At 62.5% G+C, this 22,719-nt stretch carries 20 protein-coding genes and 1 pseudogene; 8 read left to right on the top strand and 13 right to left on the bottom strand.

What is annotated here, in order from left to right:
* Positions 1 to 37 precede the first annotated feature (37 nt).
* Positions 38 to 1,654, top strand: coding sequence for an amidohydrolase (locus tag ACSYDW_RS13915; protein WP_438339331.1), 1,617 nt, complete (start codon positions 38 to 40; stop codon positions 1,652 to 1,654).
* A gap of 456 nt (positions 1,655 to 2,110) precedes the next feature.
* Complete coding sequence (locus ACSYDW_RS13910; RefSeq protein ID WP_438339330.1) at positions 2,111 to 2,839, top strand: polyprenol monophosphomannose synthase; 729 nt, start codon at positions 2,111 to 2,113, stop codon at positions 2,837 to 2,839.
* A gap of 80 nt (positions 2,840 to 2,919) precedes the next feature.
* On the opposite strand, the gene ACSYDW_RS13905 is transcribed toward ACSYDW_RS13910, so the two are convergent.
* From ACSYDW_RS13905 to ACSYDW_RS13890, 4 genes are all read right to left on the bottom strand, one after another.
* A complete protein-coding gene (locus ACSYDW_RS13905) occupies positions 2,920 to 3,279 on the bottom strand; it encodes an RNA polymerase-binding protein RbpA (RefSeq protein ID WP_209996925.1) in 360 nt (119 codons plus the stop codon).
* A gap of 180 nt (positions 3,280 to 3,459) precedes the next feature.
* Positions 3,460 to 4,395, bottom strand: coding sequence for an SPFH domain-containing protein (locus ACSYDW_RS13900; RefSeq protein WP_438339329.1), 936 nt, complete (start codon positions 4,393 to 4,395; stop codon positions 3,460 to 3,462).
* A gap of 69 nt (positions 4,396 to 4,464) precedes the next feature.
* Complete coding sequence (locus ACSYDW_RS13895; protein ID WP_438339328.1) at positions 4,465 to 4,932, bottom strand: NfeD family protein; 468 nt, start codon at positions 4,930 to 4,932, stop codon at positions 4,465 to 4,467.
* 152 nt (positions 4,933 to 5,084) lie between these two features.
* A complete protein-coding gene (locus tag ACSYDW_RS13890; protein WP_438339327.1) occupies positions 5,085 to 5,948 on the bottom strand; it encodes a putative RNA methyltransferase in 864 nt (287 codons plus the stop codon).
* 40 nt (positions 5,949 to 5,988) lie between these two features.
* Between ACSYDW_RS13890 and ACSYDW_RS13885 the strand changes: the two genes are divergently transcribed.
* Positions 5,989 to 8,100 carry a S9 family peptidase gene (locus ACSYDW_RS13885; protein WP_438339326.1) on the top strand — a complete coding sequence of 704 codons (2,112 nt, stop codon included), beginning with the start codon at positions 5,989 to 5,991 and terminating at the stop codon, positions 8,098 to 8,100.
* 1 nt (position 8,101) lies between these two features.
* Here ACSYDW_RS13885 and ACSYDW_RS13880 read toward each other — a convergent pair whose 3' ends face one another.
* Entirely contained in the window at positions 8,102 to 8,767 is a 666-nt protein-coding gene (locus tag ACSYDW_RS13880) for a peptide deformylase (protein WP_438339325.1), read from the bottom strand.
* A complete protein-coding gene (zapE, locus tag ACSYDW_RS13875) occupies positions 8,764 to 9,972 on the bottom strand; it encodes a cell division protein ZapE (protein ID WP_438339324.1) in 1,209 nt (402 codons plus the stop codon). Before zapE ends, ACSYDW_RS13880 begins: the two co-directional genes overlap by 4 nt.
* Positions 9,973 to 11,296: 1,324 nt before the next feature.
* Here zapE and ACSYDW_RS13870 point away from each other — a divergent pair.
* Positions 11,297 to 11,734, top strand: a complete 438-nt coding sequence (locus tag ACSYDW_RS13870; RefSeq protein ID WP_438339323.1) for a hypothetical protein — start codon at positions 11,297 to 11,299, stop codon at positions 11,732 to 11,734.
* A gap of 322 nt (positions 11,735 to 12,056) precedes the next feature.
* Here the strand turns inward: ACSYDW_RS13870 and ACSYDW_RS13865 are convergent, their stop codons facing one another.
* The 5 genes from ACSYDW_RS13865 to ACSYDW_RS13845 all read right to left on the bottom strand — a co-directional run bounded on the left by ACSYDW_RS13865 (position 12,057) and on the right by ACSYDW_RS13845 (position 15,930).
* The gene (locus ACSYDW_RS13865; RefSeq protein ID WP_438339322.1) at positions 12,057 to 12,398 is read right to left on the bottom strand and encodes a hypothetical protein; all 342 of its coding nucleotides are present in this window, start codon (positions 12,396 to 12,398) and stop codon (positions 12,057 to 12,059) included.
* 226 nt (positions 12,399 to 12,624) lie between these two features.
* Positions 12,625 to 13,131, bottom strand: a complete 507-nt coding sequence (locus ACSYDW_RS13860; RefSeq protein ID WP_438339321.1) for a GNAT family N-acetyltransferase — start codon at positions 13,129 to 13,131, stop codon at positions 12,625 to 12,627.
* Positions 13,132 to 13,232: 101 nt separating this feature from the next.
* A complete protein-coding gene (locus ACSYDW_RS13855; RefSeq protein ID WP_438339320.1) occupies positions 13,233 to 13,769 on the bottom strand; it encodes a hypothetical protein in 537 nt (178 codons plus the stop codon).
* Between the two features lie 291 nt (positions 13,770 to 14,060).
* On the bottom strand, positions 14,061 to 14,726 hold the full coding sequence (locus tag ACSYDW_RS13850; protein WP_438339319.1) for a LuxR C-terminal-related transcriptional regulator: 666 nt from the start codon (positions 14,724 to 14,726) through the stop codon (positions 14,061 to 14,063).
* 37 nt (positions 14,727 to 14,763) lie between these two features.
* Positions 14,764 to 15,930 carry a sensor histidine kinase gene (locus ACSYDW_RS13845; protein WP_438339318.1) on the bottom strand — a complete coding sequence of 389 codons (1,167 nt, stop codon included), beginning with the start codon at positions 15,928 to 15,930 and terminating at the stop codon, positions 14,764 to 14,766.
* Positions 15,931 to 15,952: 22 nt separating this feature from the next.
* Between ACSYDW_RS13845 and ACSYDW_RS13840 the strand changes: the two genes are divergently transcribed.
* The 4 genes and pseudogenes from ACSYDW_RS13840 to ACSYDW_RS13825 all read left to right on the top strand — a co-directional run.
* Positions 15,953 to 16,816 carry an ABC transporter ATP-binding protein gene (locus ACSYDW_RS13840; RefSeq protein ID WP_438339317.1) on the top strand — a complete coding sequence of 288 codons (864 nt, stop codon included), beginning with the start codon at positions 15,953 to 15,955 and terminating at the stop codon, positions 16,814 to 16,816.
* 44 nt (positions 16,817 to 16,860) lie between these two features.
* Entirely contained in the window at positions 16,861 to 18,153 is a 1,293-nt protein-coding gene (locus ACSYDW_RS13835; RefSeq protein WP_438339316.1) for an FtsX-like permease family protein, read from the top strand.
* 145 nt (positions 18,154 to 18,298) lie between these two features.
* Positions 18,299 to 19,060, top strand: coding sequence for a DUF4097 family beta strand repeat-containing protein (locus ACSYDW_RS13830; RefSeq protein ID WP_438339315.1), 762 nt, complete (start codon positions 18,299 to 18,301; stop codon positions 19,058 to 19,060).
* An 811-nt stretch (positions 19,061 to 19,871) separates the two neighbouring features.
* Positions 19,872 to 20,075: pseudogene (locus ACSYDW_RS13825) on the top strand (GNAT family N-acetyltransferase); the annotation flags it as partial.
* A 299-nt stretch (positions 20,076 to 20,374) separates the two neighbouring features.
* Here ACSYDW_RS13825 and ACSYDW_RS13820 read toward each other — a convergent pair.
* Both ACSYDW_RS13820 and ACSYDW_RS13815 read right to left on the bottom strand, forming a co-directional pair.
* Positions 20,375 to 20,989, bottom strand: a complete 615-nt coding sequence (locus tag ACSYDW_RS13820; protein ID WP_438339476.1) for a DinB family protein — start codon at positions 20,987 to 20,989, stop codon at positions 20,375 to 20,377.
* Positions 20,990 to 21,343: 354 nt separating this feature from the next.
* Entirely contained in the window at positions 21,344 to 22,582 is a 1,239-nt protein-coding gene (locus tag ACSYDW_RS13815; RefSeq protein WP_438339314.1) for a hypothetical protein, read from the bottom strand.
* Between the last annotated feature and the right edge of the window lie 137 nt (positions 22,583 to 22,719).

Genomic DNA, 22,719 nt, shown 5'->3' with positions numbered 1-22,719 from the left:
GCGCCCCCGTGCGCGAGTTTCTCAGTAAAGGTAAAGAATGTCCCTGGATTTGTATCGCAATGGCTCCATCTACTCGCCGGCCGACCCGTTCGCAACGGCGATGCTCGTGGAGAACGGCACCGTGGCCTGGATCGGCTCCGAATCGGCTGCCGGGGCCCTGCTCGATGCGCGCATGAACGAAATCGATCTCCAGGGCGCCCTCGTGGCCCCGGCGTTCGTCGACTCGCATGTGCACCTCGGGGCGCTCGGTGCCAAGCTCTCGGGCCTTGACCTTGGGGGAGCGCGCAGCGCCGGGGAGATCCTCGAGCTGGTCTCGTCCGCGGCGGGTGCCGGTACCGGTGTCATCCAGGGATCAGGCTGGGACGAAGCAACCTTCGGCGACCCGGCGCTGCCGACCCTCGAAGAGCTGGAACGCGCGACACAGGGGCGCGAGGTCTACCTTTCACGGATCGACGTCCATTCGGCGCTCATCAGCCCCGGCCTGGCCGGGCGGCTCGGGCTCGTGGAAGGACCGGAATTCAGCGGCGCCGTGGTCCGGGGAACCCTCCACGCACGGGTCCGCGCCGCTGTGTTTGCCTATGACGAAACGGTGAACGCAGCACACCGGGATCGCGCATTGGCGCACCTCGCTGCCACCGGCCACGGAACTGTCGTCGAGATGGCGGCGGAGCACATCTCCGGTCGCAGCGACCTGCAGGCCCTTCTGCACAGGGATGCGGAGGAGACGGCCCTCAGCCCGCGACTCTATGCGTACTGGGCGCAGGCCGTGACCGAGGAATCTGAGGCCCGCGACCTGCTGGCATCCTTCGGTTCGCCGTCCGTCGTGGGGCTCGGCGGGGACTTGAACGTCGACGGCTCCATCGGCTCGCGCACGGCCCTGCTGCGCGAGGATTACCAGGACGCTCCGGGACACCGCGGGACCTCCTACCTCTCCGTGGAGGAGATCAGTGCACATGTGGCAGCCTGCTCGCTCGCGGGGATCCAGGCATCGTTCCACGTCATCGGCGATGCTGGGCTGGACGCAGCGCTTGAGGGCTTTGCCAAGGCAGCGGAAAACGTCGGGATCGCGAAGGTACAGGCCGGCCGGCACCGCCTTGAACACGTTGAAATGGCCGACGACAGGGCCCGCGCCAGAATGCTCGATTTCTCGCTCACGGCATCGATGCAGCCGCAGTTCGACGACCTGTGGGGTGGCCCGAACGGACTCTACGAGAAACGCCTGGGATCCGGGCGTGCGGCGGGCATGAACGCCATCGGCAAGTTCCTCTCTGCCGGAGTGCCCGTCACGGTGGGCTCGGACGCCCCTGTCACGGCCGCCAGCCCGTGGTCGACCATCAAGGCCTGCCTTGAACTCAACGACGAGCAGGCACGGATTTCTGCCAAGGCGGCGTTCATGGCGCATACGCGCTCCGGATTCCGCGCCCTGGGGGAGTCGAACCCGCTGGCCGGCCAGCTCGTCACGGGCGCCGAAGCCACCTTCGCGGTCTGGAATGCCTCGGAGCTCACCGTGCAGACCCCCGATGTCCGGGTTTCGTCCTGGAGCACCGATGCCAGGGCCGGAACGCCGATGTTGCCGGTCTTGGAGGACGAGATGCCGCGGTGCCTTCGAACTGTCCGTGCCGGGCACACTATCTTCGACACGATGGGCGCCTGAACGCCACGCCCGGCCAGGAATCGGAGTTTGCCATGAAACTCGATCTGACCTGACAGTCTGCGCCAATTCGGGGACCTAAAACGGTTGACAGTTCAGCGGCTGGCGGTAGGCTGTAATCATTGTCCGGTTTTTAGCCTGGACTCGCTGGATTTCCGGCGCGCGTTGACGGGTTGGCCCCCGGAGCACTAGATAACACCTTGGCGTTCGCTGCCGGGGAATGGACCGAAGCTCCGGGGGCACATCTGTTTCTTGCGACGGGACTGCCGGCCGGGGTCTTGGGCGTCACACCCGCCTTTCGCCATGCGCCGGGAAAGCGCGCGTATAATTGTGACTTGACCTCATCAAGATCCTGACGTTCATGGTCCAGGCGCCTCCGGCGCGTGCGGACCCGTCACGGTGAAGCGATTCGCTCACATCACCTTGTGGATCATTCCCCCAGCAGAAAGGGACTGTCGCGTGCGCGTAGTCACGATCATTCCGACCTACAACGAGCTCGAATCGTTGCCGATCACCGTGGGTCGCCTACGTGCCGCAGTCCCCGACTCGGACGTCCTAATCGTCGATGACAACAGCCCCGACGGCACCGGCGACCTCGCCGAGAAGATGGCCAGCGAAGACGGCGCCATCCACGTCATGCACCGCACCGGCAAGGAGGGCCTCGGTGCCGCGTACCTCGCCGGGTTCCGTTGGGCCCTCGACGCCGGCTACGACGTCCTCGTCGAAATGGACGCCGACGGCTCGCACAAGCCGGAGCAGCTCCCGTTGCTGCTTGCCGAAATCCCCAAGGGCGCCGACCTTGTCATCGGCTCGCGCTGGGTCAAGGGCGGGTCCGTCGTGAACTGGCCGCTGCACCGCAAGGCGATCTCCCGCGTGGGCAGCTTCTACTCGCGCATGATGCTCGGCGTGAACCTGCGCGACATCACCGCCGGCTACCGCGCGTTCCGCCGCGAAACCCTCGAGGCACTCGACTTCAACGCCGTCGAGTCCGTCGGCTACGGCTTCCAGGTCGACATGACCTTCCGTGTGGCACAGCTGGGCAAGAACATCGTCGAGGTGCCGATCACCTTCGTCGAGCGTGAGCTCGGTGTTTCGAAGATGAGCGGCAACATCGTCGTGGAGGCCATGCTCAACGTGACAAAGTGGGGACTTGGCGCACGCTGGAAGAAGCTGACCGGCAAGAAGTAGGCAACTCCTGCCACAAGCACAAAAAGCCTGCGGGCCCGGTGGAATTCCACCGGGCCCGCAGGCTTTTTGTGCGAAGCTGATTAGGACTTGGCTGCTGCCTGGGCTGCGCCACGGGTGGCACGCAACTTGTCCAAGCGATCCTGGAGGATCGTTTCAAGTTCTTCCGGGGTGCGACGCTCGAGGAGCATGTCCCAGTGGGTGCGGACCGGCTTCTCGGTCGACTCCTCTTCCTGCTTCTCGCCATTGACCAGCGTTGCTTCCTTGCCGGTCTTGGAGGTCCAGGTCTGCGGAATCTCTGCCTCGGCGGCAAAGATCACAAACACCTGTTCGCCGTCCTCGCAACGGTATTCAACGCGCTGGCGCGCCGCTGGCTCGACGCCAGCCTCTGTTTCCATGCTCTGTGCGCCAAGGCGCATTCCACGCAGGCTGCGATCGCTCATGTTGTCTCCCTACTGCGATTACAAACGGGTTCGGCTACCGATTTCAACGTCCCGGTTCAGCTAATAATTCCCGCGGGGCGCAAGTCTCGAAGTTTCTATTATACGGCCCCGACAAGGCTTCGGGCGGGCGACCTCGCATGTGAGGTCGCCCGCCCGAAATCCATGCCGGAAATACCGGAATTACATCAGGGTGCTGCTGCCGCCGGCGGGCGGCTTGCGATCCTCACCCGGCACGTTGAGGTTGCCCAGCGCACCGCCGATTCCCTTCAGTGCCTCGCCAACCTCGCTGGGGATGATCCACAGCTTGTTGGACGTCCCCTCGGCGAGCTTGGGCAGGGTCTGCAGGTACTGGTACGCCAACAGCTCCTGGTCCGGCTTGCCTGCGTGGATCGCATCGAAGACCTTCTGGATCGCCTGGGCCTCGCCATCGGCGCGAAGGATCGCGGCCTTGGCATCGCCCTCGGCCTTCAGGATCGATGACTGGCGCTGGCCTTCGGCGGTCAGGATCGCCGACTGCTTGGTGCCCTCGGCGGTCAGGATGGCCGCGCGGCGGTCACGCTCTGCGCGCATCTGCTTCTCCATCGAGTCCTGGATGGACATGGGTGGGTCGATGGCCTTGAGCTCGACGCGGGACACGCGGATGCCCCACTTGCCGGTTGCCTCATCCAGCACGCCGCGCAGCTGGCCATTGATCTGGTCGCGGCTGGTGAGGGCCTCTTCCAGGTTCAGGCCACCCACGACGTTTCGCAGCGTCGTGGTGGTCAGCTGCTCGACGGCCTGGATGTAGTTGGCGATCTCGTAGGTTGCCGCGCGCGGCTCGGTGATCTGGAAGTAGACGACGGTGTCGATGGAAACCACCAGGTTGTCCTCGGTGATCACCGGCTGCGGCGGGAAGCTGACGACCTGTTCGCGCAGGTCAAGGATCGGGAGCAGGCGATCCACGAAGGGGATCAACAGGGTCAGTCCCGGTAGAAGGGTGCGGTGGTATTTGCCCAGTCGCTCCACGATCCCGGCCCGGGCCTGCGGAATGATCCGCACGGCGCGCAGGAGCACGATGATCACGAAGATTGCCAGTACAACCAGGACGACCGTGAGGCCCAGACCCGATGTTTGCATCTCTTCTCTCTTTCGTTGGGGCACCCGGTTGAGGGCGCCAAAAAACTGTGGGTGCGGGTGTAGCCGGGGTTAGTCCAGCCCGGTCATGTGGGTCCTGCGGGTGATGTAGGCGGTGGCGCCCTCGATGCGCACCACCGAGCCGTAGGTGCCTGGCTGCAGTGCAACATCGTCGTCCGTGCGGACGGACCAGGTTTCCCCGCCGATCTTCGCGCGGCCGTTCATGCGGTTCGTGGGCTCAAGCACCAGTGCGTCCTCGCCGATGAGGCGGTCGACGTTGGTGCGCAGGGCCTCCGGGTCCTTCCGCAGGTGCCTTATCGCAATCGGGCGAACCAGCATGATCATGGCCAACGACGTGATGCAGAAGACGACGACCTGCAGCCAGGTTTGGCCTCCGGCCAAGGCAACGGCGACACCGCCGAGCGCCCCCACGCCCAGCATGATGAAGTACAGGTCGAGGGAGATCATTTCGATGATGGCCAGCAACAGGAACAGCGCCAGCCATACCACCCAGGCATTTGATACTGCCCACTCAATCATTTTTTCCCCTCAAGGCTTGATGCGTTGGATCCACACCAACTCGTGTTTCCATTTTGCCTGACGGGGTCCCCAATTCGAATCAGCACAAGGGAGTATGTTCGGGCCGCGGACCCTCATCACCAAGGCTGGCGCGAGCGGACGGCGGGCGGGTTTCAGCGGCGCCTGAACGCCTGGATCCTGAAGGCCGCGGAGAGCCCGACAATCCCGTGCCGAGCGTCGATCCGCTCACGGAGGACGGCCGGATCCAAGTGGTGGCCGGCCGGTCCCATCATGGCCAGGTCGAAGGCCTGGGCGGGGGAGAGCTCCAGCGGTACACGGATTTCCCGCGTGACCTCCAGGGTGAAGCACTCGCCCATCGAGGCGACGACACCGGCCGCCTTGTCCCCGGCGATCCCCAGCAGGCCCAGCAGCTCGGCGCCGTCGGCCAGGTGCTCGGGCAGCGGAGTCACCACCAGGGCAAGGGCACCAGGGCGCAGCACCCGGGCGAACTCATGGCCGTTGTGCGGGGAGAAGACGTTGATCAGCGCGTCGAACGAGGCTTCGGCCATCGGCAGGTCCCGCCACAGGTCCCAGACCAGGGCCAGCGTGGAAGGAACCTTCGCGGCCCTGCGCATGGCGTACTTGGAGATGTCCATCGCAACGGCCGTGGACGGCCCGGGCAGTGCCTTGAACACCCGGTCCAGGTAGTAGCCGGTTCCGGCCCCCGCATCGAGGATCCGGGGCGACGGGTTCGATCCCACGGCCTCGGCAACCATCCCGGCCAAAGCATCGGCCAGCGGCGCGTAGTGGCCGGCCTCGAGGAAGGCGGCGCGTGCGGCAACCATGGCCGAACCGTCCTCCCTGAACGCGGTGCCCTTGCCGGTAAGCAGGTTGAAGTAGCCCTGCTTTGCCGCATCGAAGGCGTGCCCGCTGGCACAGGACAGCCGGGGCGGCCGGCCCGGGAGGGTGTGCAAGCGCAGCTCGAGTCGGCAGACGGGACACAGAAGTCCCTCATCCAAGTTTGTCGGCAGCGCCACGTGCTTCCTTCGGGTCGGGGGATGCGGATAGTCTGGCGCGGTGAAACCATCGCAGCTAGAACTACTCACTACTGTATCGGCGCCAAGCCTCAGCCCCGATTCCACGCACGCCGTGGTTGCCGCTTCCCGCCCGAGCTTCGCCAGCGACGGCTATGTGGGCCAGCTGTGGGAGCTCCGCGTCGACGGTTCCGTGCCCCCGCGTCGCCTGACCCGCGGGGAGTCGGACCGCAGGCCCTGCTACTCCCCGGACGGTGCCAGCATCGCCTTCCTGCGCACCGATGCGAAGGGCATGGCGCAGCTGGCCGTCGTCGAGGCCGGCGGAGGCGAACCCCGGATGCTCACCGACCGCCCGCTGGGGGTCGGCACCTTCACCTGGTCGCCGGACTCGCGGGCCATCGCCTTCACCTCGCGCACCGCCGAGCCGGGCCGCTACGGATCGATCGAGGGAATCGGCGCCGGAGACGAGGCGCCCCGCCGCATCTCCACCCTCAACTACCGGGGCGACGGCGTGGGCTTCGGCCGCGACAAGGTGCAGGGTCTCTTCGCCGTGGACGTGCCGGGGCCGGAGGCCGAACCCTTCATCAAGCCCCGGGGCCGCGCGGCCCACGGCGTGGCCCCGCTGCCCACCGGGCTGCCGGAGGCCAGGGCCCTGGCCGTGGCGGAGCGGGACATCGAGGACCCCGCCTACTGTCCCGACGGCGGCTGGGTCTACTTCACCGCGGCACTGCACGCGTCCAACGATGCTGACTTGCGCTCGATGATCCACCGGGTCCCGGCCGCGGCGGCCACACCCTCCGTGCCGGAACACGTGCTGGGCTCGCCGGCCGGCGAATGGGCCTACCGCTCACCGTGCTGGAGCCTCGACGGTTCCACGCTCCATGCCCTGGCCCAGCACCTCGGTCCCTCCGGCACGGACTTCCTGGCCAAGTCCACCGTGGTGGTTTCGGTCCCGGCCGCGGACCTGCCGGCCGCAGGCACCGAGGTGCCCAACGAGGCCGGGCAGGCCGACTACACGGAAACCGGATCCCTGGTGCCCGTCGGCGCCAACCGGGTCCTGGCGTTGGCCCGCGTGCGCGGCACCGGCGAACTGCACCGGATCGGCGCCGACGGTTCGGCGGAGGTGCTCAGCGCCGGCCCGAGGGCCATCCACGGGGCCGCGGCCATCGGCGGGGTGGTCGTGGTGTCCCATGTTTCGGAGGAATCGCCGGGGGAGTGCTCCGTGCTGGAAGCCGGCGGACTGCGCAGAATCACCGATTTCGGGGGTCCGCTGCGCCTGCAGGCTCGGTTCAGCCCGCCGCGCGAAGCAACGTTCATGGCCCCCGACGGGTACCCGGTCCACGGCTGGATCCACCTGCCCGCCGGACCCGGCCCGCACCCGGTGCTGCTGAACATCCACGGCGGGCCGTTCTCCCAGTACGGGCCGGGTTACTTCGACGAGGTGCAGGTCTACACGGCCGCCGGCTATGCGGTCCTCCAATGCAACCCGCGGGGCAGCGCCAGCTACGGCCGCGAGCACGGTTTGGCGATCCGGCATGCCATGGGCACCGTCGACCTGCTCGACGTCATGGCCTTCCTCGACGGCGCGTGCGAAGCCAACCCGGGGCTTGATGCCGGGCGCACCGGCATCCTGGGCGGATCCTATGGCGGGTACCTGACGGCCTGGGCCATAGCCCACGAGCACCGCTTTGCCGCCGCGATGGTGGAGCGCGGTTTCCTTGACCCGGTGTCGTTCGTCGGCACCTCGGACATCGGCTGGTTCTTTGCCGATGCCTACACCGGGTCCGACCCCGCCCACGTTGCCGGCCAGTCGCCCATGGCACGGTTGGACCGGGTGCGGACACCGACCCTTGTCGTGCATTCCGAAGGGGACTACCGGTGCCCCCTCGAGCAGGCGCAGCGCTACTACGTGGGCCTCAGGCAGCGTGGCGTGCCAAGCGAGTTCCTCCTGTTCCCCGGCGAAAGCCACGAGCTGAGCCGCACGGGATCCCCGTGGCACCGGCGGCAGCGCTTCGAGGCAATCCTCGAGTGGTTCGGCCGCTACCTGCCGGTGGGCGCGCCGGATGCCGCTGATGCCGGTGCCGAGCCGGGGACGGCGCCTGGCGCCCGCGAACCACGGAGCCAGGCGCCGGTGGCGGCACACGGCGGGGAGTAGCTCAGAAGCGCAGTCCGGCCCGGGCCTCGGTGATGCCGGGGTTCGCCCAGCGCACGTACTCGTGGCTGGCGCACAGCGAGCGGGTCAGCGCTTTGTCGATGTACACGGTTCCATCCAGGTGGTCTGTCTCGTGCTGGAAGATCCGGGCCTGCCAGCCGCTGAAGGCGCGATGGTGGAGGAGCCCTTCGGCGTCCGTGTAGGTGGTGTCGATGTCCGCCGGGCGTTCGACGACCCCCTGGTAGCCGTTGAAGGACAGGCAGCCCTCGTAGAAGGCCGCCGTCCTGTCGCCGGTCGCGGCATAACTCGGGTTCAGGACCTCGAAGTATTCCAGGGGTTGGCGCTCACGTGCCGTGGCGACGTCCTCGGGGGTCGGGTACATGTCCTCGAGTACGGCGATCCGCAGGGGAATGCCGAGTTGCGGGGCGGCAAGGCCCACGCCGGGCGCATCGTGCATGACGGACTTCATGGTGTCCAGGAAGCCGCGCAGCAGCTGGGCGTCAAGCTGGTCGGTGAACTGCAGTGCCGGCATGCGGAGCACCGGGTGGCCCAGCTGGACGATCGGCGGGATGGTGCCCGATTCGTGCATCTCTACCAGCCGGGCGACCTCGTCGCGGATCCAGTCGGGGGAGAGGAAGTGCCCTTCGGCGGATTCCGGGCTCTGGCTCATGCGTTCGCACCTTCGGGTAGTTGTTCGGTGGCGTCGTGGCCCGGGGCCTGTTGCCGCAAGGCGTTCAGCCGGCTTTCCAGGCGTGCGGCATCCAGGCCGGGCAGCAGGGACAACGAGTCCGAGAAGTCGCCCTCAACCAACAGGTCGAGCCGGATACCGTGATCGTAGAGAACATCTATGGCATTGGCCAATCGGCGGAGCCCGAACGGCGTCATGCCGGCAGATCCCGGGACGCCGGAAACCACCCAGTGGCGATGCTCCTTGGCCAGTTCGAGGTAGTCAAGTGTCGACGTCAGCGATTCGCAGAGGTCGCGGAAGTCGAACCAGACGTGGTCCGGCGCGACCCGCCGTGCCCGGATGTCATGGCTGGTCGGCTTGAGCAGCATGGATTCGGAGGCATCGGGAAAGACGAGGCCGAGTTCTTGCACGTCCGGCTCCGACGGGGACAGCAGCAGCGTGCCTGTGGCGAATCCCTGCCTGTCCGCTTCGTCCCGGGCCAGGGCCCTGTAATCCAGGCTTGCATCGAGTTCGTGCACGTTCATCTCAGCGCGAATGGCGGCGATGGTTGGCAGGATCAAGTGGTGGTAGTACTCGTCGGCCAGCAATTCCTCGGGCGGGTAGTTTGAGGTCGTGACAAGCAGGATCCGCCTGCCCATGATGTAGGTGAACATGCGGGCAAGGAGCATCGCGTCGCCCGGGTCGTTGCAGTGGAACTCGTCGAAGCAGAGGACCTCGACATCGCCGAGCATCGATTCAATGGCCTGCTCGATGGCGCTGGTGCGGGCCTGGACCCGGTCCATGCGCCCGCGTGAGGATCCCAGGGATCCCGGTTCGTCGACCTCGGCCAAGGCCTGGCTGGTTGCACGGTAGGCATTGGCGTGAAGTTCGCGGAAGAAATCGTGGAAGTGCACGCGTTTCTTTCTTGGCGTGGGCAGCGCGTCGAAGAATGCGCCGAGGATCCAGGTCTTTCCGCGGCCCGGTGGGCCCCAGAGGTAAACGTGCTTTCCTGCGGGGGAGCGGTGGCCGGGGCCAAGGTGGAATGACGCGTTCTCGCCCAGCAACCGGATGGCGGCCACTTGCCGGGTGTCAAGCTCCAGGTGATCGATCGAGGCTCTCTCGTGGATGGTTCGCTCGATCTCGGACACCTGTGAGTTCGATAGTCCGGGCTGCGTGGAAACCTGGGCGTCAAGGTTGTGGTTGGCCATACCATCGAGTTTCCCTGAATAACTATGCAACTACCAATCGGCGCCGGAATGCACTTGCAAGGCTAGTTATGTCAACCAAAACTTATCTTCCGGATGTTGGCGCCGGGCGAGTGTTGGGTCGTCGTTTTCGGAGACTTAACTCCCGGAAAACGACGACCCGCATTCGCGGGCACCGCCTGACGGCTCTCGGTGCTGGGCGACTGCGGACGCCTGCCGGTTCGGTGAAACCAGCAGGCGGTTGAGACGGAGGAGCCGGGGGCAAACGGCTAATCGATGGGGGATTCGGGTCGATTAGCTGCAGGGGCGTCATGGCCAAAAGCCTTGAAAATCGCCCCTTCCTGAGACCAATTCATCGCACCGATAATCTACATTATGTCAACTTAAGATTCGATGGACATCCCCCGAAGGCGGAATGACTACTACGGCGCCCCGTGACTGATTGCCAGCAGTTTCGGGCTACATCCCGCACATGCATCTGAAGCGTCACGACAGCAAACGCCATCCCTGCAGAGGAATACCCAGGCGGGTCAGCGCGGTGCAACCTGGACATGTAGCAACTTGCACGTCACTACGCGACGCCGAAATCCAAGCAAAGGCTCGTGAGGCGTCCTGGGTGGAAGCTTCATGCGCCACCCAGCCAACGAGGTGTTATGGCCATGGGCACATCACCTGCCCATGCGTGTGTTCTGGACTGACGACGGCTCAGGCTTGAATGCCGCTCCGTTCGGTGGGTGCAATGGTTTGGTGCGGGGCTACGTGCCACCGCAAATACCGAACTTTCCGCCGCGCGCTCTCTAATCGTCCTCGAGGGCTACCCGGGTATTGAATTGGTAGACGCTAGCAGCTCGTGCATTTCGCCACTGCCTGGGAAATGAATTGTCTGCGGGTATAGGCCACTCCCCCGGCTGGCAACCATCCAAGCCCTCATTGCTGTATCACTATTCCCTCGGTTGCCATGATCGGCATCTCCAACCTTCCACTACCAAGGGTGGATCGGTTCATCCTTGCATCCCAATACTTGTCTCGCAAGCCAGGCGCCGTGCTCCTCGGGCGGCAGCTGAAACTCCACTTCAAATTCTGCCCCGGTTAACCCGTGCCCCACCATCGCCGGGCTTGTTCTCAGGCAGGGCATACGGCACACCAAGAATTCGGCAACTCCAAAGATGCAAGTCAAATAATGGTTTTTCCGCTATGGCCCGGCTTGCCGGATTGGGCGGTGATGTCCATCTGGGACATCCCTTGCGGACAGGGAGTGGCCTAGCAGACGACGGCGGACACACTATGTATCGGCCGCCAAAAGCGACAGTTCCCCTAGGATGCAGATATGGCAGACGAAGAACCATGGGATGACTATGGCCGGGGCAAACTACCCAAGCGGTGGGCCTATCCGATCGGCCGGGACGCAGTCAGGGCAGCCTTGGTAGCCGCTGGCGTGCATCTCGATCGTCTCTTCTTCAGCGGACACGCGGTCCCGTATGAATCTTCCGACCTGTCCGTCCTGTGGGTGCGCTGGCTATCGGACGCGCCAACGACATACCTGGTCGGCCGTGGCACTCGCACCAGTCGGCTGACAATGTGGCTCAGCTCCGTCCCCGCCGAGTTCCGCCAGGAAGTCGGGCATCAACACACTGATGGATGGCTGGAAAAGGCCCTTGCGTGGGCCCAACAGGCGCCACACAGGGGCAACGCCTGGACGGCATCAGACCACGATTGGTTTCTCATCCGCAAACCGGACGGCAGGCTGATCGCTGAAGAGGACTAGGAAATCTTCTGTCCGGTCAGGGTTCCGCTTTCGGGCGCGAAACCACACTGGCGAGGATCTTAGATGGTGCAGTCACCTTCGAAAACGACAGTGGTGGCGACCCCAGATTATGCTTGCGCACGGCCGGCAAGGCAGCTGTTAGGGGTACTCTCGGGTATTGCCTTGGAGCGGGAATTGTTAAGCTTTACGGAAAGGCCACAGTTTGGGTCGACAAGAGATTGAGCCAGGTTGTCGCAGCTCGTTCCATTGCAAACGTATTCGACGTCGTCACCAGGAAGCCCAAGCGCAAGTAATGACTACAGATCAGGATCCATCCCAGGACTCACGATTCGCTGAAGTTCTTGCGCTTGCGATAATCGCAGTCGGCACGGTCGTTGTCATGACAGTACTGGGCTTCATCTTTTTCCCCACGCAGACGCTGTGGCAAAACGCGGGATCCGGAATAGCGATGGCTGTAGCCACTTTGATCGTCTACCCCATACTCAAACGACGAACCCGCGGCTAAGCGGAAAGCAAAAGGCGAGTGCCCGCGGGCGGTCCGAAAGATGTGATCCGAGACCCAGATCCTCGTGATTTCACGGAAGACCTTGCTATCGATGACCTGTTCGAGGCCGCAAAGGATTCCCTCCATTGAGACAGCGGATTCAAGAGGGTGTGGCAACACTTATGTCTTCTTTAGTAGACCGCAAGATCTCGTCGGAGGTATGAACCGGCGTCCAGCCCAAGAGCAGCTCGCCCGTTACACCACAGAACGAGCGTCGGCTGGGATGCAGAAATGGGACTGCGGTCTTTCACTATTGCAAGGTTCGCAAACGTCCCGTAGGAGATTCCGTACGAGGAGAGCCCGTATATCGTCTACCTCGGACGATCGCTGACGCAAAGCCAGGGGCTTAGTCGTGGAGGACTATTTGGTATAGGTTGTGGTCTTGCCATTCCCCGGCAATTTGCAAGTACCGCGGAGCCATCCCGATCTGCCGGAAGCCCGCCTTCAGCAGCACCCGTTGCGAGCCAGTGTTGTGTAGGAGAGTGCTCGCCTCCAGGCGATGTAGCTGGAGCTCGTCACGTGCTGTCTCGACGATCACCCGAACTGCCGCAGAGGCAAGCCCACGGCCCGTGTAGGCGCTATCGACCCAATAACCAAGCCCTGCGCTCTGGAAGGGGCCGCGCACGATTCCGGCCACGTTGAACCTACCCACGAGGGTATCGTCCGCAAACAAACCTAAGGGATACCCTTCACCGGACTTCTCCGCCACCAGGCGGCTGGCAATGTCAGTGGCCTGCCAGGCCTCGGTGTAGTACTCCTCGGGGCGTATCGGCTCCCAGGGGGAAAGGTACTCGCGGTTGCGCACATAGGCGGCGGCAACGGCCGGCGCATCCCCCGGGCGCAGTATGCGCATGGTGACATTTTCACTAAGCTGGCGCGGTTCAAACACCAGTCAACAGTACTCGCCCTTCCATATGTTGCCCGGCCAAGGTTCCCCATGCGGCGTCAGATTTCTTAGGGAGCGGTGCCCGTCGAAGCCGACAGTGATGCCGGGGTGTTGGGAAACTCCGGCGACGGCTCCTGCGGCATGTCCTGCGGCAGGTTGACCGTGTATCCGTCGCCACGGACAGATGTGCCATCGACCCTGATCGAATTGGCGTCGTCGTTGCTGCCATCTGTTAGTTCAACGAAAATGCCGCTTCCCATCTGCTCGCCCACCACCACCGTGACGTTTTGCGGGGTAATCCCCCGAGCCGCTAGCAGCTCCCGCGTCTTGGCAACCATTGCCTCATCCAGGACACCGTCGTGGAACGCAGGAGTGACCCGGCATATTCCGTCCCGGTCGGCAGCATAGGCCGCGGTCACCAGATTCTTACCGGCTTGCTCCAAGGACTCAACAGGTTTGCGCCCGTCACAGGTATCGCCCGAATAATCCTGAAACACCGAGCACCCCGACATGAGTCCCGCCGCCAGCGCCAAACCGAGGACGCCAAGTCCGGCTGCTTGCCACTTGTTCGGGAACCTCAGGTGCCGCCCTCCAATTTCGCTCATACAGACCATTGTCGCCGGGCTAATTCCAGGTACCGCTCAGGGTCCACCGTGTCGCCAAGCATCGCGGAAGGCATGGGCGAAGCACCGCCGCCACCACTGGCAAGCAACGCGGACCTCGGTGTCCCACTGGACGTTCCGCATACTGTCGTGCGCAGGTGCTGCTGAGAACTTCTGACGGTGACATGCTGCAGGGTACTTGGGAGGATAGCCAAGCTTGCCTGAGGGCCGTGGGCGAGGTCTACGTGTCCACCGATGCGCTGAAACTGCGGCCGGGAGCGATTGGAGAGTGACCTAGTGGTATTGGAACCATGTCAAGATCGCTTTCACCCGACGGTTGTCTTGGCCTGGTGGCATCCCCAGTTTGAGAAATACGTTCGCCACATGCTTACTTACCGCAGCACCAGACAGAAATAGTTCCTCGGCAATTTCCGCATTGGAACGTCCCTGGGCCATCAATGCCAATACTTCCTGTTCACGAGGAGTGAGGCGTGCCAGGGGGCCGTGTTCCGAGGCCGTGTGGGTGATGTGTCTGACAACTTCGGGATCAATGACCACCCCTCCCCCTGCGACTGTGTCCAGGACACGAACGAAGTCCGCAATGCGCCCCACTTTTTCTTTCAACAGGTAACCCACTGCCCCGTCCGCGCCCGGACCATTCAACAGTTCCCGCACATAGGGGCCCGTGACATATGCAGAGAGTACGAGGATGGGCAGCCCCCGATATCGGGAGCGCAGCTCGATGGCCGCGCGAAGTCCATCATCGGTGTTACCCGGTGGCATCCGGACGTCTGTCAGTACCAGCTCCGGCAGTTCCGTGTCGCGCGCGAGTGAATCGACGGCAAGGATGAGTTCCGTTGCGCTTTCGCACTCACGAATCACCTCGTGACCGTTGGAAATCAAGATTTCGCGGATGCCGGCCCGCATCAACAGGCTGTCATCAGCCAACACAATTTTCATGAGGACATCCAAGATAACAGGAACAAAGTCTCCAAAGTTACCATGTGGGTTCACACGGTGCCGAGACTGTCACTTCCGTACCAGAGCCTGGTGGACTGTTGATTTCGAGTTCCCCACCGATGCTACGCATCCGTTCCCTGAGCCCCGCCAGACCCGACCCCGCAGCAAAGTCGACTCCACCCCGGCCTTCATCCCGCACCTGCGCCCAGACCCCAACGGCCCCACAGCGCAGTTCGATCCGAGCATGGTCCACTTCCGCGTGCTTGGCAACATTTGTCAGCGCCTCCGAAATGGAAAAGTAGATTGCCGCGGCCGTGGGTGAAGACAACAGGGAATCCTCCCCCGTTGCCGTGAATTCCGTCCGCAGTGGTGAGCGTGCGGCGAGTTCTTCGACTGCGACTTTCAACCCGAAATCGCTGAGTTCTCGGGGATGGATGTCACGTACCGTTTGTCGCAAGCGCTCCAGCGCGTGCTCGGCTTGCTCTCTTGCATTCGTGGCCTGACTGGCCAGGGCGCTTTCATCACGGGTCAGGGCTGCGGCCTCCAACATTCCCAGTCGCATCACGACCGCCATAAGCTCCTGTTGCGCCCCATCGTGAAGATCGCGTTCGATCCGTTGGCGTTCGGCTTCGAATGCCTGAGTCAACGAGGCCCGACTGCTGCCCAGTTTCTCAAGTTTGGCGATCAGGTCTTGTTCCGAGGCACTAAGGAACGCCTTGAGGCAAGCGTCGCGTAGCAATGAGATTGCCGTCAGGATGACCGCGGTTACGGCCCCGAGAAGTAGACCTACCGGTACAGCGACCCAGGCCTGTTGCAAACTCATCGGCTTGAATGGTCCAACCATCGCTTCGATCCCAAAGGCCCAGAGCACGGGATTGAAGACGAGCACCGAGGTGCTGATGAGTCCGAAGAACGAGACGATCAAAGACAAGGCGCACAACACGAGTGCGGTAAGAAAGACGGGCAGGTCTGTGCGCCATACTGCCCAAACTCCAAGGCGAAAGCGGATCCACGATCTCCAGCTCTGCCCAGCTGGGCGCAGCGGCATGGACGGTGCACCGCAAAACAAGGCACGACTTCGGTCGGCCTCGGCTACAACGATCGCCGAAATTGGCAGGACGAGCACGCTGGCGAGTATCACCGGAAAGGCCGCACCCGCGATGATCTCCGTGAGCACCCGGCGGCCCGAATGAAAGTGCGGCATTCACCAATTTTACCGGGAAGCCATGGTGCTGAAAGTAGAGCCAGGTCTACCACCCTCGGGGGCTAATACCCGTGTCCTGACTCCAAAAACAACGTTTGATGAGTACATGCCGCACAACACAAATTCCCTCACCCCCTGTATCCGTTTGCGCGGAGTCAACATGGGGTTTCCCGTCCCTGGGCGTCGCTGGGAGATCACGCAAGTCCTTCACGAGATAACCTTGAACATCCCTGAGGGGCGCCTCACGGCGATTGTGGGCCCTTCTGGCTCGGGCAAGTCCACGCTGCTCCTGTGTGCTGCGGGGCTCGAACAAGCGACCTCCGGCTCCATCGAGGTGCTCGGCACAAACACGCTTGCACTCAACCCCCGACAGCGTGCCGCGTTTCGCAGCCAAAACATTGGCTTCGTCTTTCAGGAATACAACCTCGTCAGCTCCCTGACCGTCGAAGACAACATCGCACTTCCCGCACGGTTGGCAGGCCGGCGAATCTCACGCGCCACGGTCTCTGAGGCCATGACCCGTCTGGGAATCAGCGAGCTTGCGAGTCGACGGCCCGACCGTTTGTCCGGAGGCGAACGTCAACGGGTAGCCATCGCACGGGTAGTCGCCAATCAGCCACGGATCGTGTTCGCGGACGAGCCAACCGGTGCCTTGGATCTCAAGTCCGGCCATGTCGTGCTGGACTGGCTCCAGGCACTGCCTGCCCAAGGGACATCGGTGCTGATGGTCACCCACGATCCCCACGCAGCAGCCCGCGCTGATAGCGTTGTGGTTTTGGGCTCGGGGCGCGTGCACCGGACCCTGCCGGGTGGCGATGCTCATGCCGTGGGCGAAGCGGTGCTTGCCGCTCAGTCCGAGGACGAAACAGCCGGACACAGCTCATGATCCGCCTCGTCCTGGCCGACATCCGCATGCAGGCGTCCATGTGGTTGTGGGCCCTGCTCTGCGCACTTGTCGGTGCCGCATGTGTCGCTGGCGCACTCATCGCCATGTTCACGTCTATCTCGGCCGCCCAGAATGCCGAAGATTCGAGAATGGTCTCGGCTTCCATTGTGCTCGGGGGAAACATCGTTTTCTTCACGGTGCTCGCCGCCATGGGGATCACCGCATCAACCGTCGGGCTGACCTTGACGACGCAACGCAGGGAGCACGCCCTGTGGGTGATCCTGGGGGTCCCGCGCCATCGAGTCAGGGCCATTCTTCGCATCGAGCTGATAGTGCTGGGGCTGGTCGCCGGCATGATGGCAATTTTGCCAGCCCATCTGGTGGCTGGCATCACGATTAGGCAATGGGCCGCGACCGGGCTCGAGATCCACAACGCCTCCGTGGCATTCCAGTCATGGCACGTCGGTGTTGGTCTGGTCTCCGGGATCATTCCCTGCTTGTTCGGTGGGTGGGGCGTGACCGCAAGGGCTGCACGAACACCCGAAATGCGCGCGTTCCGTGAAGCAACCGATTCAGCAGCCAGGCCCGGGATCACACGCAGCATCTTCGCCCTCTGCCTCATTGCCGGTGTCGTCGGCATGTGGATTCCCGGGCTCGGACTGGAACTCGAAGGCGGCTTGGCGCAACGAACTGCATTCGCATTCGCCGGGAATTTGTTCCTCATTTGCCTACTACTACTCATGGGTCCCTGGGTGCTCACACCCCTGATGAAGCTGTGGACCTCTTTGGTGCCCTCGCGAAACATTGCGTGGCATCTGGCCGTGCAGTCGTGTCGGGCCCGCTCCGCACGAAGTGTCACCACCGTCCTGCCTTTCGCGCTCTCCCTCTCCCTCGTCGGGCTATTCATCGTGATGGGAAACGTGATGCCGAACAGCACGGCAGGCTTGGGGGACGTCCTGGTCGTATTGGGATGGGTCTTCGTCGTCGCATGGGTGGGTGGTCTGGCCGTTATCGCTTTGGTGGGAAGGGATCGACAACGCGACTCGGCACTGATCAGCGTCGCAGGCGCCCCGCCCGGCGTCATTGCGCAATCAGCAATCCTTGAAGGCCTCATCTACGCCGGCACTGCCATAGTCTTCGGCGCGCTCACTCTCACCATCACCGGCATCACTATCGCCGCAGGTGCCCGAATCGATGCCCTTGGCCTGTTTGCCGGGATCCCGTGGATCATACTTGGTGGACTGGCCCTGGCAACGCTCGCCACCACCTGCTTGGCCCTCGCAGTCCAATCCGCCCATGCCTCGCGAACGATCGCCGCGCGGGTCCTCCGCGCTTGAACGTCTCCAACGCGCGATGGTCTGTGGCGATCACCTTGCGGAGATTCAGTTCGCGCGGACACACCTTGTCGGAATCAACAATTCAGTCCAATACCGACCCCCATAATCCGTCCCACAAACTCATTGATCTTAAGGAATCCCGCACATGACTAATCGATACCGGGCTATAGCCGCAATCCTCGTGGCCTGCACCATCTCACTCGTCGCCACCGCTTGCAGCAGCGGCGATGAGCTCGCCAATGCCCCCAAGGATTCAAAGGCCTTCGAATTCACGGGAACGAATCTCACGGTGCGGTCCAATGCCTCGGAACTTGAGCTCGTTCCGGCGGATATTCAAGAGATCCAGGTGGAACGGCAAACCAGCGGCACTGCCAATGGCAACGCCCCCACCTCTGAATGGGGCCTTTCAGGAAACACGCTGACGCTCAGGGCCGACTGTGTAGGAGTCTCGATTGGCTGCAAGGCCCGCTACTCGGTCAAGGTGCCCCGAAACACCGTGATCAATGTCGAAAACACCAACGGATCAATCAAGGCTTCCGAGATCAGCACAGATCTCATGGCAACCACGGGGAACGGAGACATCCAGCTGAACAACTTCAGCGGCCACACGCTTGAACTGACAAGTGACGGTGGAAATATCGCCGGTGACGAAATCGCGGCCCCCTTCGTGAGTACTATCTCGGCCGATGGCGACACCAAGTTGAGCTTCGGGACGGTACCGGAGAACGTCGGCGTGAAAAGTAAGGATGGAAACGTCAAACTAACCCTTCCAGGATCGGACTACCGGGTGGATACGACGACAAAAGGTGGCAAGGTGAATGTAAGCGTCGCCGAATCCAGCGCGAGCAAGCACGTCGTTGCGGTGGAGACTCGCAACGGTGACATCTCTATAACGAACGGCAACTAGAGTTCACACGCTCGCCCCCCTACCCTCCGCCTGTGCCCCGACGCTTCAGAGCACAGGCGGAGGGTAGGGGGCGATGTTCGCTCTCTTAAAGCGGTGGTTGTCGGCTCGTACACGGTGCGAACCGTGGCTCGCTGCCAGGTGGCGGAGCAGTCTTCACCGTAGACACAGGTGTGACAATCACTGTCCTCGGGATAGTCGTGATCGGATTCCTGGTGAGTGGCTTAAGCGAACGACCCGATTCCTGTCAGACCATGGAAGGTGATTCACGAGGGAACGATTTCGAACTGTGGCGCATCCCCACCCAGACTTTCGGTGAATGGTTCGGCGTGCGGAGAGTTGAAATCCAAGTGAGCCGAACCTCCAGAATCAACGGTTGCCAGAGACACAGGAGTACCGTCCCTAGCTTGAGGTCGATTCGACCCGGAGGTTGATTCTCGGCTGCTCGTCACGTGTTCTTCCTCCGCCGTATTCGGTTGGGACATTTCAACTCATGACCAGCGCAAACATACTTGTCCGCTACCCATCCGAAGAGGATGCGAGCACGTTGGCCGAGATCCAAATTGCGGCTTGGAGAGCTGCCTACCGCGGCGTGATGACGGATGAGTACCTCGACGCCATGGACAGCGAACATTATGCAGAGGGCTGGGCTCGAAACATCGCCAACCCCAAGCCAGGGACGACCCACTTGGTGGCGCAATCAGGAAGCTGAGTCGTTGGGTTTTGCATACTAGGACCAGCCACCGGAGACACTGATTCTGCCTTTGGGCAGCTCTACGCAATTGACGTGCATCCATAGTGGTGGGCCAGGGGTGCAAGTTCAGCGATGTTCACGGCCGCCGAGGAAAATATCGCAACTCTGGGTTACGACAGAGCTTTTCTATGGGTGGAAGCCAACAACAAAAGAGCCATCGATTTCTACACCAAACGGGGGTGGCTAGACGATGGCGGGACACTTCAAGACCCCCGTTTCGATCCGCCCGTGTCAGAACGAGGCCACAGCCACGAAGTGAAATAGCCGATTTGGTCCCCGACACCGCCAGTGTCTGGTTTCATATCCCGCAAGCCGTTCCACTTGCGAATACACAGTCTCGGTGCAGGTGTCTCCGAAATTCCACGCCCCCCGTCCAATACGGCACCCCTCCAACAGGCAAGAAAGCTCGTCGAGTCAGGTGCGGCTGTCTCCCGGCATGCGACAAAGCTTGCTTGCGGGGATGAAAGCGATATCCGCAATGGCAATGGGAACCAAAGCGCGGCGTTTCCGGTCAGTTCGATGCCTGTACCTTCGTCACCAGTGAATGCCGTGCACGCTCGTCGCTACTGGATGTGGTGAACGTAGAGGTCGCGGAGCAGCGCGATCTCGGCACCGTGGTGCAGGATCTCCTGGTTCTCCCACCACACGATCGACAGAAATGTCTCGTCGGCATCGCTGCCGTATGGGTAGCTGCTCAGCCCGGTCCGGTCATAGTCGGACTCATCGACAGAGAGCATGACGCGGCGCCAGTCCTCAGCGGCCTGATGAAACCTCTCGATGGCGCCGGCTGCATCTGGTCGTGATTGGTATGTCGCTCGGTCGAAAAGGCGGTCTCCACCGAGGTGGTTGGATCGGCCCAACAGCGTCTCGGAGATGTGGTCAAGCCGCCAAGCAATCGTCGTAAGGGGCGGAGGCCACGGGCTTTGGGGGGCTCCATCTCGCCCCCACTCCCCCGCACCGATGAGCTTGAGTGCACCCGGTCCGGGCCCATCGGTGCGCCTCCGTACGGACCAGCAAGAGCCGACCGGTTCCCAAAGGTACTCGGCGTCCGTCAGGACCGGTACGGAGACCTCGTTGTCATCCCCCGAGTTGCTCGTGGGTCCGGCGAGGCGAGTGAGAAGTCGTTCCGTCGCCCAGTCGTACTGCTCGAGCAGGGGTTTGAGGCGCTCGTTGGTCATCATGGAAGGTAGCCTATACTCCACGAGAAGCCGTCCAGTGCCTATGCGCAGTCGACGTTCCCACTTAGGGGGATCTGCCGGCTGTCCACGGTCATGAACCCGTTGAGGGATCCACTTGCGATCAAGCTTTTCCAATTGCTGTGGTCTAACTTCATGTCGGTGGTTGCTTCCGTCAGCGAAATACCGGCACACGACTTTTCGTCTACTGGATCGATCTCATGGGTGACACGGTAGGCCGTCGCGCGTCACCAGTGAAACGAGACTTTGTGTGAGCATCTTCCTTTACTTGGGAATTGATCGTCGTCCATTTGGAGATAAGGTTCGCCCACCAAGAATTCAAGTAGGCGCTCGTCGTCACTCCTCGACTGACGAAGGACACCTGCTGGCGTCGCCGGCTGCTTCGAACCACGCCCTCCCATGCTGGTAGCGGATGGCTCGCCCGCCCAGTCCTGCAGGTCTTAGGTCGATCCGGTCCAGCACCCCGCCCAGCGGGGGCAACGGGCGCTCCCACTGGGATTCGTTGGTCTGTAGCTCACGTTCTTCAGCCAGATGATCCGAGCCAACGTGGATCTCTGCCATGCCATTGATGAACCGAGCCGGCAAGCCGGTAAAGGCATTTCCTGCATAGCCAATGAGCAAGGTCCTGTCTGCATCGGCCTGCGTGGACACAGGCACCAGGGAATCTTCGTCCCAGAGCCAGCTGGTGGTGGCAAGCGAACGAAACTGCTCTGCAGTAAGTGAATTGATCTGGTCGATTCCGTGAACCGGACAATAGGCGGAGGCAAGGACACCGATGTCCCCGTAAAGGTCCTCTTCGTCAGGGTCAGCGCGTAGATATTCTTCGATGCAGGTGCATGAGGGCAACGAATTGGCCTGGCCAAGTGGCACCGTGCCGGCGTCTTCTGAAAGCGAAGACCACAGTCCTTGAACCGGGCCACCGACAACGGGGACATGCCACACCAGAGTGCCGACGCACCTGCAGGCCAGGAACGTCCAGCCGCAGCGATGCCACTGGGCGAGTGCTAGAACACTCATGGTTGCCGCAGGCGTTCCCAGATAGTCGGACAGCGCCAGGTCGTCCAGTTCTTGATAGGTGCGTCCAACCGCAGCCGGCAAAGCCGTGATCGCTGCCAGCCAGCCGAGAATGGCGATCGAACTCAAGCCCGTTGCCCAGCACAGGCTGCGCCGCTTGATGCGTCTCAGAGTCTTTCCAGCGACCGGCCCGAGTTCAACAGTTGCCCCGGTATCCGACACTGAGGCGAGAGTATGCACGGCGTGAATCTGCTGCAGCGAGAACCTGGCCTGGATAAGCCACCAAAGTACCGCTGCTATTGCGCCTGCCCACCAGAGAACGGCATTCTCGCTTGCATCGAGCGAGTACGGTACGGCCACGTAGAGCAAAACAATGGGCGCCATCGCAACTGCCAGTCGACCAAAGAACCAGCCGAGAGCAGAAAAGAAGAATGCAATGAGGGTCGCAGAAAGCCCGAACATATCAACAATTCGGTAGGTCGATTGCCAGTATTCCGGCGGAAGATCCTCCCACCCCCTGTCGGCTATGAAGTTGGCAACCGTTGTCGTCAAGACGATCAAGCAAGCAACCACCGTTTGCCGCCACGCAGGAGGGCACAGCGGAAGTGCGGACCAGCCTTTGGCATCGGGCCTTACCAAGGAGTAGTTCTTGTTCAAATTGCAACCACGGCGTTCATGAAGAACATTTTCGCACCGGG

This window comes from Paeniglutamicibacter selenitireducens (assembly GCF_051550675.1).
GTDB lineage: Bacteria > Actinomycetota > Actinomycetes > Actinomycetales > Micrococcaceae > Paeniglutamicibacter.
Note: the sequence above shows the minus strand (reverse complement) of the source record. Positions and strands in the feature narration are given on the sequence as shown.